Origin of the sequence: Paradevosia shaoguanensis, from assembly GCF_016801025.1 — a bacterium.
Taxonomy (GTDB): domain Bacteria; phylum Pseudomonadota; class Alphaproteobacteria; order Rhizobiales; family Devosiaceae; genus Paradevosia; species Paradevosia shaoguanensis.
The window spans coordinates 1,034,358-1,049,089 of the sequence record NZ_CP068983.1 but is presented as its reverse complement, the minus strand read 5'-3'; the positions used below and the strand labels follow the sequence as shown (position 1 = coordinate 1,049,089).

The 14,732-nt window shown below is 61.5% G+C and carries 15 protein-coding genes; 10 read left to right on the top strand and 5 right to left on the bottom strand.

What is annotated here, in order from left to right:
• Nucleotides 1-36: 36 nt before the first annotated feature.
• From JNE37_RS04805 to JNE37_RS04775, 7 genes are all read left to right on the top strand, one after another.
• On the top strand, nucleotides 37-1,278 hold the full coding sequence (locus JNE37_RS04805) for an NAD(P)/FAD-dependent oxidoreductase (RefSeq protein ID WP_203065489.1): 1,242 nt from the start codon (nucleotides 37-39) through the stop codon (nucleotides 1,276-1,278).
• Nucleotides 1,275-1,982: an SDR family NAD(P)-dependent oxidoreductase gene (locus tag JNE37_RS04800; RefSeq protein WP_203065488.1), complete on the top strand. Its 708-nt coding sequence runs from the start codon at nucleotides 1,275-1,277 to the stop codon at nucleotides 1,980-1,982. The genes JNE37_RS04805 and JNE37_RS04800 overlap by 4 nt, the downstream gene beginning before the upstream one ends.
• Before the next feature lie 14 nt (nucleotides 1,983-1,996).
• Nucleotides 1,997-2,437, top strand: coding sequence for a hypothetical protein (locus tag JNE37_RS04795; RefSeq protein ID WP_035035060.1), 441 nt, complete (start codon nucleotides 1,997-1,999; stop codon nucleotides 2,435-2,437).
• Nucleotides 2,438-2,805: 368 nt separating this feature from the next.
• A complete protein-coding gene (locus JNE37_RS04790) occupies nucleotides 2,806-4,332 on the top strand; it encodes an ABC transporter substrate-binding protein (protein ID WP_246513520.1) in 1,527 nt (508 codons plus the stop codon).
• 32 nt (nucleotides 4,333-4,364) lie between these two features.
• Entirely contained in the window at nucleotides 4,365-6,023 is a 1,659-nt protein-coding gene (locus tag JNE37_RS04785) for an ABC transporter ATP-binding protein (protein ID WP_203065487.1), read from the top strand.
• A gap of 4 nt (nucleotides 6,024-6,027) precedes the next feature.
• Complete coding sequence (locus JNE37_RS04780; protein WP_203065486.1) at nucleotides 6,028-6,951, top strand: ABC transporter permease; 924 nt, start codon at nucleotides 6,028-6,030, stop codon at nucleotides 6,949-6,951.
• Nucleotides 6,952-6,963: 12 nt separating this feature from the next.
• Entirely contained in the window at nucleotides 6,964-7,818 is an 855-nt protein-coding gene (locus JNE37_RS04775) for an ABC transporter permease (RefSeq protein ID WP_035035054.1), read from the top strand.
• A gap of 68 nt (nucleotides 7,819-7,886) precedes the next feature.
• Here JNE37_RS04775 and JNE37_RS04770 read toward each other — a convergent pair whose 3' ends face one another.
• From JNE37_RS04770 to JNE37_RS04760, 3 genes are read right to left on the bottom strand one after another with little or no spacing between them, the layout of a single operon-like run.
• Nucleotides 7,887-8,543: an aspartate/glutamate racemase family protein gene (locus tag JNE37_RS04770; RefSeq protein WP_203065485.1), complete on the bottom strand. Its 657-nt coding sequence runs from the start codon at nucleotides 8,541-8,543 to the stop codon at nucleotides 7,887-7,889.
• 17 nt (nucleotides 8,544-8,560) lie between these two features.
• The gene (locus JNE37_RS04765) at nucleotides 8,561-9,235 is read right to left on the bottom strand and encodes a molybdate ABC transporter substrate-binding protein (RefSeq protein ID WP_203065484.1); all 675 of its coding nucleotides are present in this window, start codon (nucleotides 9,233-9,235) and stop codon (nucleotides 8,561-8,563) included.
• A gap of 15 nt (nucleotides 9,236-9,250) precedes the next feature.
• On the bottom strand, nucleotides 9,251-9,934 hold the full coding sequence (locus JNE37_RS04760; RefSeq protein WP_379124726.1) for an RraA family protein: 684 nt from the start codon (nucleotides 9,932-9,934) through the stop codon (nucleotides 9,251-9,253).
• Between the two features lie 118 nt (nucleotides 9,935-10,052).
• On the opposite strand from JNE37_RS04760, the gene JNE37_RS04755 reads away from it, so the two are divergent.
• The 3 genes from JNE37_RS04755 (at nucleotide 10,053) to JNE37_RS04745 (ending at nucleotide 12,668) form a co-directional block, all read left to right on the top strand.
• Nucleotides 10,053-10,952: a LysR family transcriptional regulator gene (locus JNE37_RS04755; protein WP_203065482.1), complete on the top strand. Its 900-nt coding sequence runs from the start codon at nucleotides 10,053-10,055 to the stop codon at nucleotides 10,950-10,952.
• Between the two features lie 87 nt (nucleotides 10,953-11,039).
• Nucleotides 11,040-11,822, top strand: coding sequence for a hydroxypyruvate isomerase family protein (locus tag JNE37_RS04750; RefSeq protein ID WP_203065481.1), 783 nt, complete (start codon nucleotides 11,040-11,042; stop codon nucleotides 11,820-11,822).
• Nucleotides 11,823-11,972: 150 nt separating this feature from the next.
• Complete coding sequence (locus tag JNE37_RS04745; protein ID WP_203065480.1) at nucleotides 11,973-12,668, top strand: GNAT family N-acetyltransferase; 696 nt, start codon at nucleotides 11,973-11,975, stop codon at nucleotides 12,666-12,668.
• Here the strand turns inward: JNE37_RS04745 and JNE37_RS04740 are convergent.
• Together JNE37_RS04740 and JNE37_RS04735 are read right to left on the bottom strand one after the other, a co-directional pair.
• Nucleotides 12,586-13,779: a GNAT family N-acetyltransferase gene (locus tag JNE37_RS04740; protein WP_203065479.1), complete on the bottom strand. Its 1,194-nt coding sequence runs from the start codon at nucleotides 13,777-13,779 to the stop codon at nucleotides 12,586-12,588. The two genes, JNE37_RS04745 and JNE37_RS04740, sit on opposite strands and share 83 nt — an antisense overlap.
• An 83-nt stretch (nucleotides 13,780-13,862) precedes the next feature.
• Nucleotides 13,863-14,588 carry an outer membrane beta-barrel protein gene (locus tag JNE37_RS04735; RefSeq protein ID WP_203065478.1) on the bottom strand — a complete coding sequence of 242 codons (726 nt, stop codon included), beginning with the start codon at nucleotides 14,586-14,588 and terminating at the stop codon, nucleotides 13,863-13,865.
• Nucleotides 14,589-14,732 lie beyond the last annotated feature (144 nt).

Genomic DNA, 14,732 nt, shown 5'->3' with positions numbered 1-14,732 from the left:
TAGCCCGGCCGCTCATTTCCCGCGATCGGAGGCTTCATGGCGGCGCAGCAAGGACCCGTGGTGATTGTCGGCGCCGGCCAGGCTGGTGGTTGGGTGGCACTTACTGTGCGCAGTCTTCAGCCTGATCGGCCGGTCATTCTCATTGGAGATGAACACCACCCGCCTTACGAGCGGCCGCCGCTCTCCAAGGATGTGCTTGCCGGCAAGGCGGCCCCTGAGAGCACCTATCTCAAACCCCTGGCGCACTATGCTGAGAGCGGGATCGACCTTCGGCTGGGCAGCAGGGTTGCGGCGATTGCGCCGGATGACAGGACCGTCACGCTCTCTACAGGGGAGCAGCTCGGCTACGGGCAATTGGTACTCGCAACCGGGATGAGTCCGCGCCCGCTGGCCATCCCGGGAGCGGACCATCCGCGCGTACGCACGCTGCGCTCGATGCGGGACCTGGCGCCCATTCGGCAATTGCTCGCTCCGGGGCACAAAGTGGTCTGCATCGGTGCCGGCTTCATCGGGCTGGAGATTGCCGCTGTCGCCGCGAGGAGCGGCTGTACGGTGACCGTGCTGGAAGCAGCGCCCATGGCGTTGGGGCGTGTCATTTCGCCAGAGGTCAGTGCCGCGCTTGTACACCGTCACGAACGGAATGGCGTCGCATTCAGGTTCGGTGCCAGCGTGATCTCGATCCAAGACAAGAACGGTATGGCAGAGATCGAGCTTGCCGGGAGCGACCGGCTTGCGGCCGATCTCGTCATTGTCGGCATCGGCGGTATGCCGAATTGCCAGCTGGCGGAGGCCGCCGGTATTGAATGTGACAACGGCATCAGCGTTGACGCGGAGGGGCGCACGTCCGAGCCCTCCATTTATGCTGCTGGTGACGTGTGTCGCCAATTCAGCCTGGCTCTCGGCAGGACGATCCGCCTCGAAAGCTGGCAAAATGCCCAGAACCAGGCAATTGCGGTCGGCAAGCACATAGCCGGCGTGCCGGAGCCCTATGCTGACCTGCCCTGGTTCTGGACGGACCAATACGACGACAACTTCCAGATCATCGGCGCACCCGAGCGATGGGACCGTGTCGTCTGGCGCGGAATGCCGGACGACGACAAGTTCACCGCGATCTACCTCGACAACGGGCGCGTCGTAGCTGGCAACACCCTCAACAATGCGCGCGATATCCGACCGCTGCGCCAGATGATCATCGACCGGGCTGTCGTCGATCCCGCGGTGTTGCAGGACACCGAGACAGCTCTGATCAAGATACAAAAACTGCAGGCCGCAATATGACCATTCAACTCGCCCGCAAGCCGGCGGAAGTTTCGGCAAGTCTCGAGAACCAGCGCGTGCTGCTGATTGGCGCGCGCCATGGCGTAGGGCCGGCGGTATCCGCGGCGTTGGCAGATGTCGGCGCGGTAGTCGTGACCGATGATGAGTTTTCAGGGTCGGGCGATCCGACGGCGGTGGTCGACCAAGCTATCGAGCGTCTCGGGGGGCTGGATGTGCTCATCCTCTCAGCGCCGCCGGTGCGCAACAAGCCCGTGCTCGAAATGACGCCCGAGGAGATGCGGGCCGTAGTCGAGAGCGAATTGGTCGGCCCGGCATTGCAGATGCAGGCGGCGGCCCGCCACATGGCAAAGGCCGGTTACGGGCGGATCGTTGCCTTCATGTCGATGTCGGGTAAGGCCGGCGTCCATCACGGCGTTGCGCCTTACGCTGCGGCCAAAGGCGGCATGCTGACCTATATGCGCGTGCTGGCCGCAGAAACCGCCGAGCACGGCGTCACGGTCAATGCCATCGCCACCGCGCTCTTCGAAGCGCAGACGGTGACCATGACGCAGGAAAAGCGCGACAGGCTGCGCACGCAGATACCTGTGGGCCGATTTGGCTACAACGAGGAAGCAGCGCATGCTGCGCTCTACCTCGCCTCGCCCCTGGCAGGCTTCGTCACGGGAGAGTGCCTGAACCTCTCCGGCGGACGCTTCATGGATTGATCGGAGGCAGCCCCATGATTATGCACACCTTCATTTCCCGACCCGGCAAGCGCATCGAGGGCTACCGGAACTCGTCGCCGCGCTTCATCAAGGTCCTCGCGGTGGGTGAGAATGCCCGCGACGTGATCGAGGCCGTCAACGCTGAAGAGCGTGAAAATGTGCTGATGACCGGGCCGCTCGATCCCAGCGGTCTGCAACCGATGGATGAACCGGTGCAGGGCATAAAGCCGCATGCAGTCGTCGTCGTGCACCAGCAGGGCGATCAGGACAAGTTTCCGTTCCTCATCGAACGCACGGCCTCAATGCTCTCGTTCGTGGTCCTCGAGAAGGACGGCATCCTTCACGAGCGCGACGAAAGCAAGAAAGTGCGCGCAATTCGGGCCATTGCCGACCTTTTCGTGACGACATCCGATCCGGCCTTCGTCACCGAACTCGTGGATAATCTGGCCAGCTAGCAGGCCTTCAGCCGATTTTCGAAGCCTTCCCAGAGGCGCAGCCGGCACCCGGCGGCGCCTCTAACTTATTGCGCATTGCTATTTTTATCATTTCAATCCGGAATTGTAGCTTCGGTCTATTATATCGACAGGCAATGAAAAGGGGGTGATTAAAAATTGGACGTGCAGGTTAGGACGTTTCTAACATCGGTTTTGTCGGGGGCAACAAAATGCTCCTGGCAGGGGGGACGAACGCACTGTTTTACCACGCAAGGCTCAGGCCCATTTGCCGCAAGGCGCGGGTCGGGTCTGGCCCGGCCTGACGTCGGCTCGCGCGGTTCGCCTAGGCCCTTTTGAAGTCTTGTCGCGGATTGGAGAACCAAATGCGCATGAATAGACGGACCGCTTTGAAAATGCTGGGCGCTGGGGCCGCCGGCACGATGCTGCTCGGTGCTCCCCGCATCGCTTTCGGGCAGGAGGGTGGGCAAATCCGGGTTGCCCTGGACGAGCTTCCCCGGCAACTGGACCCGTTGCTCTACCAGACCAATCCGGGCTACCGGGTCATGCGCAACATCTACGATACGTTGCTCACGGTCGACTATGCAGGCGATGGGGCCATCCAGCCAGCGCTGGCCGAAAGCTGGGAACGCGTCGACGGCCGCACGCTCGACCTCAAGCTCCGGCAGGGCGTGAAGTTCCACGACGGCTCGCCTCTGACCGCCGAAGACGTTGTATTCAGCTTCGGGTCCGTGCGACGCACCGATGAAAAGTCTCCCGGCTTCGGTACTGCCCAGCAGTTCCTGAGCACGATCGAAAGCGTGGAGGCCATCGACGACAATACCATTCGCGTCATCTCCTCGGTCACCGACCCGACCATCGAGCTGCGCCTGACGGCTTGGGGCTCCCAGATCGTCAGCAAGGCGGCGTTCGAAGCCGCCGGCGGCTTCGACGGCTTCGCTCAGGCTCCTGTCGGCACGGGACCCTTCCGCGTGAAGTCGCTGTCGCCCGATGCCGTCGATCTGGTTGCTTTCGAGGATTACTGGGCCGGTCGGCCGGATGTGAACCAGCTTACCTATCGTCTGGCACCCGAGCTCTCCTCGCGCATTGCCGGCCTGGTGAGCGGCGATTTCGACATCATCGCCGACGTGCCGACCGACCAGTTCGAACCGATCAAGGCCAGCCCCAACCTCGAGGTTGTCGGCGGTACGATCGCAAGCATGCGCGTCGTCAAATTCGATACACGCAACAAGCAACTGGCTGATCCGCGCGTTCGTCGCGCACTTGCCATGGCAATTGATCGCCAAGCGATTGTTGATGCCTTGTGGGCCGGTCTGGTCGATGTTCCCCATGGACATCAGCTTCCGGCATTCGGTCCACTTTTTGACCCTGACCGGCCGCCGCCGGTCTATGACCCCGAAGCGGCCAAGGCGCTTCTCCAGGAAGCCGGCTATGACGGCACGCCGATCCCCTTCCGCATCCGCGTCGCGGCCTACGGCCCGGAACTGGCAACCTCACAGGTGCTGGTCTCGATGTGGCAGTCCATCGGCGTCAACATCGACCTGCAGATCGTGGAAAACTTCGGTCAGATGATGGCTTACCCGGGCACCGGCATCCGCAGCGGCGTCGACCCGATCCTCGTGTCCGATCCGCTCTTCGGCCTCTGGCGCTCGTATAACGAGTCCGAGCAGGAAGTCTGGTCGAACAAGGCCTTCTACGAGCACGGCCACGTGCTGGAATCGAGCCTGGACGTTGCGGAGCGCAAGGCCGCCTTCAACGCGATGATGGACATCTTCGACGAAGACCCGCCGGCCATGATCCTGCACACCATGGGCGTGTTCTACGGCAAGCGGAAAGACGTCGCCTGGGATCCGCTGCCGTCGGTCTACATGGATTTCCGCAAAGCGTCAGTTGCCTGACGTCTGACTACATAGTTCGAATGGGACCGCATATGACCAATAGCCTAACCGACGATCCGGTTGTCAAAGTCGAGAACCTCGGGATTGCCATTGCGACCGAGCGCCCAATCGAACTTGTAAAAGACATCTCCTTCGAAATCCGCAAGGGCGATTACTTTGCCCTTGTGGGCGAAAGCGGCAGCGGCAAGAGCATGACCTGCCACGCGATGATGAAGCTGCTCCCCTTCACGCCGCTCATCGAGGGGCGCATCGTCGTCGACGGCCAGGATGTCTGGGCGCTCGACAAGAGGCAGCTGCTCGCCTATCGGCGCAAGTCGGTGGGTATGGTCTTCCAGGATCCACTGGCGGCGCTTAATCCGGTGCGGACCATCGGCTCGCAGATGCTCGAGACGTTGCGGATCTACTACCCCAATGCTGACGCCGACGAGCTGCGTAACCGCGCGGTGGATGCTCTGCGCGGTGTGCATATTCCCGAGCCTGGTGCTCGGTTGGGCGTGTACCCACATCAGCTTTCCGGCGGTCTCAACCAACGTGTCATGATCGCCCTCGCGCTTCTGGGCGAGCCGAAGCTTTTGATCGCAGACGAGCCGACGACGGCGCTGGACATGAGCGTGCAGGCGGAAGTGCTCGATCTCATCGACGAGCTAAGGCGGAAGAACGACCTGACCGTTCTTCTCGTTACGCACGACCTTGGTATCGTGCGTGACCGCGCTACTCACATCGCCGTGCTGCAAAATGGCCGCATGGTCGAGCAGGGGCGCGCCGCCGACGTCGTTTCGGCGCCCAAGGCCGACTATTCCAAGGAATTGTTTGCGGCAGCGTCCGTCGAATGGCCCGAACGCGATACGCCGGAGCGCAAGCGCACGCCCGCCTGTCTCACATTCACCAATGTCAACAAGACCTTCTTCGCGTCGAAACGCGATCGCCGCATGGGTGTTGGCATCCCGGCGGCAAAGAACCTTTCCTTTGAAGTCCGTCGCGGCGAGATCGTGGCGCTGATCGGCGAAAGCGGCTCGGGCAAGACCACCGCTGCCAAGATGGCCATGGGTCTGGAAAAGCCCGATACGGGCTCGATCGTCATTCACAAGTCCGAGGACGGCAAAACCCCGCTCAAGGCGCAAATGGTCTTCCAGCATCCGCGGGATTCCCTGGATCCGCTCATGAAGGTGGAGGACCAGCTGCACGAGGTGCTCAAGGTCCACGGCTGGCGCGACAAGGACAAGCGTCATGCTCATATCCTCAAGATCATTGCTGATGTAGGGCTGTTGCCGCATGTATTGCAGCGCCGCCCAACCTATCTCAGCGGCGGCGAGGCACAGCGCGTAGTCATCGCCCGGGCATTGCTGCTCGAGCCCGACATGCTGATCGCCGATGAGCCGCTGTCTGCCGTCGACGTGCGTATCCAGAAGCACATTCTCGAATGCCTGCAACGCCTGCGCGATCGACTGGGTATCGCCATCCTGCTCATCACGCACGATCTGCGGGTGGTCTTCGAGATCGCTGACCAGGTCGTCGTGCTGCGGCATGGGCGTGTTGTCGAGGACGTGCCGGTATCCACCTTCACCGACGGCGCGCGCGATGCCTATACCCAGATGCTGATCAATGCCGTGCCGGGCAAGTCGATCCGATCGGCCGCAGAGGCGCTGTCCGAGTTCAATCTGCCGGGCGGTTCCGCCCTGGTTGCGGAGTAATCCTATGTCACTCGCGTTCAGAGTCCTTCGCGCCGTCATTTCGCTCTGGCTGATCGTAACGCTGGTCTTCGTGGCGCTGCGCGCGACCGGCGATCCGATCACGGCCATCTTCGATCCCGACAACACGTCGCGTGCCGCCCTCGAATCCTACCGTCAGCAATGGGGCTACACCGGCACGGTTCTCGACCAATACCTGGCCTATGTTGCCAGCCTGCTCCGGGGCGAGTTTGGCTTCTCCACCATGGCGAACCGACCTGCCCTCGACGTGGTCATGGAGCGCCTGCCGGCGACACTGCAGCTCGTGGGGCTAAGTGCGCTGCTGATGATCCTGGTCGGGCTGCCGGTCGGCACGATCGCGGCCATGCGCGCGGGCAGCCCACTGGACCGCTTCGTCATGAGCTTTTCGACCGTCGGCTTCGCGTTACCGAACTTCGTGCTGGCCCTGGGGCTGATCCTGCTGCTCTCGGTCAACCTGCACCTGCTGCCGTCCAACGGCATAGGGAGCTGGCAAAATCTGGTCATGCCCGTTCTCACCATCGGATTGTCCAAGGCAGCCATCTTCACGCGCTTCGTGCGTTCCGCCATTCTCGATACACTCCGGCTGCAATGCGTAGTGTCAGCCCGCGCCCGCGGGCTTACCGAATGGCAGATCTTCTGGCGCCATATTATCACCAATGCCGTGCTACCCCTCGTGACCATCACGCCGCTGTTGGTGGGAGCCATGGTCGCTGCGGGGGCCGTGGTGGAGTCGGTCTTTGGCTGGCCGGGTGTCGGTCGCCTCATCGTTGACGCAGTGGCGCAGCGCGATCTTGCCGTCCTGCAGATGATCATCATGTTGATCGCGGTCGTCATGATCACCACCAACCTCATCGTCGACCTGGCCTACGCCAAGCTCGACCCCCGCACTGCCGCGGCAGCAGCTCACTAGGAAGGCCCATCGATGTCTGACGCCACCGCCACCAGGCCATCTTTCTCCTTCCCGCAGCTTCCGGTAGGCGTCGTGCTCGCCGGAATCTGGATGCTGGGCTGCCTGTCGCTGATTCTCATCCTGCCCCTCTTCGTCAAGCTCGACATCAACGCCATCAGCCTCACGTCCCGGCTATCGCCGCCGATTGGCTTTGGCGGAACCTGGGCTCACCCGCTTGGCACCGATGATCTTGGGCGCGATGTGCTCTCACGGCTGGTTGCGTCGTTGCAGACGAGCCTGGCAATCGCGCTGGGCGCCACCGTCATCTCTGCAGTGATCGGTACCGCCATCGGCATCATCGCCGCCCATATGGGGGGCTGGGTCGATCAGATCATCGTTGGTGCGGTCGACGCTCAGGTGTCGGTGCCGTTCATCATCATCTCGCTGACCCTGACGGCCATTTTCGGAAACAACCTCACGCTCTTCATCTTCATCCTCGGCCTCTTCGGATGGGAGCGCTACACGCGTCTGGCTCGTGCCATGACGATGGCTTCCCGCGGTCGCGGCTACGTGCTGGCGATGACCACGCTCGGGTTCTCCTGGCCGCGCATCTATCTGCGCCACGTGCTACCCAATATCGCGAGCACGCTGCTGGTTACCGCGACTATCACCTTCCCCGAAGTGATCCTTCTTGAAACGTCGCTGAGCTTCCTCGGTCTCGGCATCCAGCCGCCGATGACCAGCCTTGGCAACATGCTTGGCTTCGGCCGCAGCTATCTGCTTACTGGTTGGTGGATTGCCGTCGTGCCGGGGCTGGCCATCTTCTTCTGCGCCTTGGCCGTCAGCGTGATTGGTGACTGGGCCCGCTCGGAAGTCGGCCGCATCTAAGCGCCAGCGTTCCAACAAAAAGCCCCGGTCGCGACCGGGGCTTTTTCTATTTCCAGGTGCGTAGAAATTCAGTCGATGAGTTCTCGAAGCCGTCGCACAGCTGCACCTGGCGCTGAAAGCACCGGTGCCGAAATCCGGGCAGAGAGAGCAGGTGCCGCACGCGAGGTTGAGAAATGCGCCAGCATGACGGTGTCGAAGTCGGCCAACCGATCCGCCTCTTCGGCGATGAGGCGGTTGTGAGTTTCGGCATCGCCCGCCCGCAAAGCGGTCATGGCGGGCTCAACCACGATCGTGGTCAGCCGGGCGCTGGAGCCGGTCTGGGCGACATAGTCGGCAAACTCGGCCTCCATGGTCACCACTGCCGGCCGAAAGGTCGCTACCATGGCGATGTTCTCGCCCTGGGCAACGGCGGCATGAAACATTGCCTCGTTCGGCTTCAGCACGGGCACAGGCAGTTCCTCTGCCATGGCCTCGATCGCGGGACCAAAGGCTGAGCAGGTAACCAGGATCCCATCGGCACCCGTGAGGTAGGCATAGCGCCCGAACGAGATGAAGCGCTCGATCAGTTCCGGGGTCAGGTCGGCCGACTTGGCGCGATCCGGACTCAGGCTGTCATCGAGCAGGTTGACCAATTCAGGTTCCGGCCAGATCTCGGCAAAGGCGGCTTTAACCGGATCGATGGCGACGGGCGTGGCGTGCAGCAGCACGATGCGGGGAGAGGACATTTCACTCCTTAGGGAGGTCAGAAGCGGACGTTCAGTCCGCGATCGAGATAGACGGCGCGCGCTTCTGGGCTTGTCAGGGTTGCGATGAACTCGCGTGCCGCTTCCGGCTCGGTGGCGTCGGCGAAGACACCGGCGGAGAAGTCCGTCTTCTGCTGGCAATCCGGAGGCAGTGGCCCGACAATGCGGACGCCGTCGACGGCGCGTAGCTCGCTCATTTGCTGAACAGCCAGTACGGCGCGTCCCTTGCGGACCTGTTCGGCGGTGAGGCCAGCAGGAATGACAAGGCTCTTGGCGCGAACGGTGTCGCCGATACCGAGCCGGTCGATCAGCGTTTCGAAATAGATGCCGCTGGCACCTGCGCGCGAATAGCAAAGCGTCGGTACCGAGAGCAGCAGGACTATGAGATCGTCTGCATTTTCGAGTTTTGGCATGGGCATGTCGAGGCTGGCGGCGATGCCGAATTCGGCCTGCACCACCGGCACTATGGAAGCAGGATCGAGCAATCCTGCATCCACCAGTTTGTGCATTGAGCCGTCGATGGCGAATATGCCATCGGCGCGCTCTCCTTGCTCGATACGCGCCATGAGCGCCGCCGTCGGATCCCAGATCAGTTCCGGTTTCGGGCCAGCCAGACTCGGCAGTAAATCATCTTCTACAGCCTTGAGAATGACGAGTGCGGACATGAAGCGCATGGTACCGGCTCCGCTTTACTCGACGTCGACGGTGTAGGGCGCGGCCGCCAGACGATCGTCGATCCACTTGCGATCGACGGTTCCGTTACGCACCCGGTCGCGCTGGGCGTTTTCGCCCTGGAAACGCTTGAGCGCGTCGGGATAAAGGCTTTCGACTTCGTCGTAGGGAATGCAGATCACGCCATCATCGTCGCCGAGCAGCAGGTCGCCCGGCTCGATGGTCATGCTCCCAAGTCCGATGGTGACGTTGGTGTGGCCTGGACCGCTTTGGAACGGTCCGCGAAGCGTGACGCCGGCAGCGTAGACGGGGAAGGTGTGGTTCCTGACGTGGCCGAAGTCACGAATGGCGCCGTAGATGATGACGCCGGCAATGCCGCGCGTTTCGGCGTGGGTCAGCATCATTTCGCCGACGATGGCGTTGTCCAGCGCGCCGCCGGCGTCGACCACGATAATGTCGCCCGGCTGTGCCAGGTCGATAGCCTTGTGGACGAAGAGGTTATCCCCGGGCCGGGTCCTTACCGTGTAGGCGGGCCCCGCGAGCACGGTGCCCCCTGCATGCATGGGCCGGATCGCGGCCGGAGCCGCCTGGATGCGGTTCATGCAGTCGCCGACGACCGCGGCAGGAATTTCCCGATACTTGGCGATCATGTCCTGGCTGACACGACGCTTGGGCTGGTGAAGCTTGAGATTGTACAAGATAGGCTCCGAAATTGTTCACCACCGTTCTAGCCAGCCACCAAAGGTGCTCCCTAATAGAGAATCCTGAAGCCGATCCATAAAAGTCCTGTATGGTCATTTCATGCGTGGATCCCTCGACTTGCGCCGGCTTCGCTACTTTCAGGTCATCGCCGATTGCGGTTCGATGTCGGCTGCCGCGCGCCTACTCAATCTGGCTCAGCCGGCGCTGAGCTATCACGTCGCCGAACTCGAAAGGCTGACCGGTCACGTGCTCTTCGAGCGCAGCCGAGATGGCGTCCGCCTGACCGAGGCCGGACGGCTCCTGCGCCAGCATGCCAGCGCGATTGTCTCGCAAGTGGATGAGGCGGAGCAGGCGCTGGAGCGACTGGGTCGCCAACATTCCCTCCCGGCGCAGCGCGTTCGGATCGCCGTAATTTCCTCGCTTGCTGCAGGCCTGACGCCGCTGCTCCTGGAGCGCGTTTCAAGCGAGTTGCCAGGGATCACGCTCCACATCCAGGAGGCCGGCACGCGCGACATTGCTCAAAAGCTCGAGCGCGGTGAGGCCGACATCGCCCTCTATCTGACCGGAAACACCGGACGAACCGACGAACCCATCGCGCGCGAAAAGCTGTTTCACGTTTCGGCGGGAGATGGGGCCATTGAGGATACGATTGCGCTCGCGATGCTCGTACGCCAGCCATTGGTCCTGCCGGCTCCGGGTAACCCCTTGCGAAACTTCGTCGATACCATTGCCCGACAGCACGGCCTCAATCTCGATGTGGCCCTCGAAGTCGATGGATCGCGTTCGCGACTGACCGCCGTTCGCAACGGCATGGGAGCTACAATCGTGGGGGCGCATGCCATTGGTGAGGTCGGCGTCAAGAATGGCCTCGTCGTACGAGAGATTATCGCCCCGACCCTTTTCCGCCCCATCTACCTGGGTATACGCCGTGAGCTTGACCCGCATTTGGCCAATAGCATGCGCGGGCTACTGGCGGGATGCCTGGTGACCCTGGGACTGGAGGCGACTTCTCCATAGGCAAGCGCACGAACATGCAGTAGATAAAATAACTGCAGCCGTTAGTTATTTGAGTTGCAGCAAATATCATTGCCAAAGGATATGACCTTGCTGCGCTTCGCTGCCAATCTCACCGCCATGTACGGCAAGCTCTCGCTGCTCGACGCCATGACCGCCGCCAAGGCAGATGGATTTGATGCCTTCGAGTGTCGGACCCCATTCGACTTCCCAAAGGAGGTGGTGCGGGACCACGCCGCCGACCTGGGTTTGACCTTCGTGCAGTTCAACTGCCCGATGGGAAATTTCGCCGCCGGTGACCGCGGCCTGACCTGCGTTCCCGGTCGAGAAGAGGAATTCCGCGCTTCAATCGAAAAGACAATCGACTATGCGCAGACGTTGGGCGTGCGGCAGGTCAATTGCGTAGGCGGGCTACGCGTTCCGGGGGCTGCGGACGACGAGATTGAGGAGGTGATGGTGCGCAATCTTCGTTATGCCGCGCCACGCTTGGCCGATGTGGGCATCAAGCTGCAGATCGAGCCAATCAATCCGCTCGATACGCCGGGTGTTTTCCTGACGACCACCGCTCAGTTCAAGCGGATCCGCGAGCGCGTGTCTCACCCAAATCTTTATCTGCAGTACGATTTTTACCACATGCAGATCGTCCAGGGCGACCTCATCCGTCGCTACGATGAATTGGCGGATGTCGTTAGCCACGTGCAGGTTGCCGACAATCCTGGTCGGCATGAGCCCGGGACCGGCGAGATCAACTACGACTTCATCTTTCGCGCCCTCGAAGCGCGCGGATACGACGGATGGATTGGCTGCGAGTATGCGCCATCCGTTTCTGGCCCGGATAGTCGGAGATGGCTGCAGAGCGTCGGTAGGTCTTAGTTCGCGCTGCTGTTTGAGAGCCACACTGCCTTGATCGTGGCATGCCCGGCGTGTGGAAGGCCCTGGAGCTGAGGTAAAACTTCGAGCGAAAGGCTGATCGCGCAATTTTGACGCTAAATCTGCCGCGGCGCTTGGCGGAACGATAGCAAGGTGGCGATAGTCACGACGCTATCGTTACACATTGGGGCAAGCTGCGTTGGAATGACCGGACCTGCAATCGAGCGCGTCGAGCCTGCCTCAAGAGACGACCTTCCACAGGTCGCCGAGGTGTTGGCGCATGCCTTCTACGATGACCCTGAGCTTCGGGCTTTCATCAACGGAAAAAGCCGAGCGAAGAGACTCCGAGCCTACCTCTTCGCCGAGGCGCGTCTGAGCCTGGCGAATGGTGGGGCGGTCGATATTCATCGAGACGATAGCGGTGAAATTGTCGGCGCGGCGATCTGGGAGGCGCCATACGCGAAGGAAACGCTGCTGCGGACTGTCCGATATGGGCCCGCCATGCTGGGCGCAGTTCGTTGGCGAGGCCTGCTCAACTGGCTTGCCTGCCGTTCCGAGTTTGAGCGCTTTCAGCCGACATCACCGCACTGGCATCTTGTGCGTATCGGCACCGCCGGGAACATGCGCGGGCAGGGGGTAGGAACTGCCTTGCTCAAGGGGCGCCTTGCGGTGGTCGACGGCAAGGGGGATGTCGCTCATCTCGAGTCATCCAGTCCGATGAGTGAAAGGCTATATCGACGTTTTGGCTTTGAGGTGGTCGGCTCGTTCAAGTTGCCGTATGGCGCTCTGATTGTCCCAATGACCCGACCTTCTCAGCGCCGTCCGGCAGTTGTGACCCATCACCCTTGAACACATGTCGAGCGACGGTTCCACGATTTGGGCTTACATACCGCAGGACCAGCGGCAGCAACCTGCCGAGGGGGCCGCGGAAGCGGAGCAGCATCCATTGCGGAAGCATCTTTGCGCCGAAGTCGGTCTTGGGACCGTGCGTCGTCATTCCCATATCGAGCACCGACTTACCCTCGCGGATAGCCAGTTCGATGATGCTCGCCAGAACCAGAAAATAGGCGCCGTCTCGAGTCCCACCCGTTTCGCGCCCGAAGGATAGCCAGCGCAGGATGTTGCCATCATCGACAAGAAGGGCGTGGCCTACATTCGTCGTTCCGTCGAGGACTTCGATCACCCTGGCTCTCGGCCCAAGCCCCTTGTCGAGCTGGTTGAAGAAGGTGGCCATCAATTTCTCCCGGCTGTATTCCTTGGCGCGCTCTCGCACGTTCTCACGCTGGTGCGCCAGGTGCTGGCCTTGGTCACCAATCGAGCCAGCTAAACGAGCGCTCAGGCCGGAGCTTTTGGCCAGTGAAAGCCCGCGCCGGACTTTTTGGCGATGGCGGCTCGTCATCGAGCCAAGGTAGTCGGCGAAGGACTTCCATTTGATATCGAGCGACATCGTCGGAAGGCTTTCGGTACGAACGTAGCCCTCCAGTTCGAAAGCAGCGCTCGCCTTCAGCTCGGTCTCAAGAAAGTCGCGCAGGACGATCAGGTGGATGCGCTCTCTTGCGGCAAGACGCTCCATAGCATCGCAAATGATTGGGGCCAGAGACGCAATCGAAGTGTCAGGTCGTACACCTATGCCGTTGCCGGGTCCCAAAGGGCTGCCGCATTCGAGAATGCGGGGGCGAAGAAACCATGGGGCGATACCCTGGATACGGTCGACTGCCCATTTCAGTGGAGCTGCCGAGAACATGACCAATGACGTTGGCATTGTGTAGGCCGCAACCGCCGCTACGATACAGTCTTGGTCGTCGCGAATGACCACGTATCTCGGCACGTAGTCCTCGATGGCGTCGCCTTCGGACGCCCTTAGCCAGGCATGACTCTGGAAAAGACGCTCCGGGCCGAAGACACCATCCCATTCGGCGGCACCAATGTCGTCGATCGTGTCGTGAAACGTCACGCGCATGGCGCCAAGTCTGCGAGGAGAGACGCCGGGTGGCATCGATGAAAAGAGAGCCCGGTCATCTACCGGGCCCCCTTAAAGTCAGATTAGAAGCGGCCCTTGATGCCCGCGGCCAGTGCATGTCCCATCACGCTGGAGGTGATATTGGTGGGGAAGCCGCCAAAAGCGCTATTGAAAGTAAAGTTGGCGTTGTTGCCGAGCATCGCGGTGTAGTCTGCGGTGATGTCGATGGAGTCCGCTACCTTGAACTGGAAGCCAGCTCCGACGCGACCGGCGATCACCGTGCTGCTTCCAGTGATCGTGCCGCTCGATCCGCCCGGAGCCGCATCGGTAAAGGTCAGGTCGGAATTGACGTTGGCGACGCCAACACCCGCGGACAGATAGGGTACGAAGTTACCGAACTGGGTGAACTCGTAGTAGCCCATGGCCATCAGGGTCGTGGTGGTCACGTTGCCGGACAGGGCACCGCTTACCGGTCCGAGCAGCCCGAGATTGCCATCGAACGACTTACCGGCGTTTTGCGCCAGGCCAAGTTCCAGTTCGGCTCGCACTTCGGGCGTAATGTACTTGCCGATTGCGACCGCGCCGGCAAAGCCGGGGTCGAAGGTTGACTTACCGGTTATCGCGCCGCCGAAACCGGTTGCGTTGATGTTGATGGTGCCCGGCAGCGCGATACCCGCCTTGCCCGACACGTACCACGGTAGCGGGTCGATCGACGCAGCAGTCACGGTGCCGCCGAAATCCGCCGCCACGGCCGCGCCGCACGACATCGTCGCCAGCGCACCAATCACTGAAACAAGTATCTTTTTCAATTAGCCCTCCAGCAGGTTGAGGACATAGCCTCGGCCCCTTCATAAAATCGAACGTAGAGGCGCTTTGCGATTGCTGGCAAGGTGTTAGTAGTATGGCGATCGCCGTGCCGCGCGTCGCCAGGAGACAACACGTGCTCACTGTTG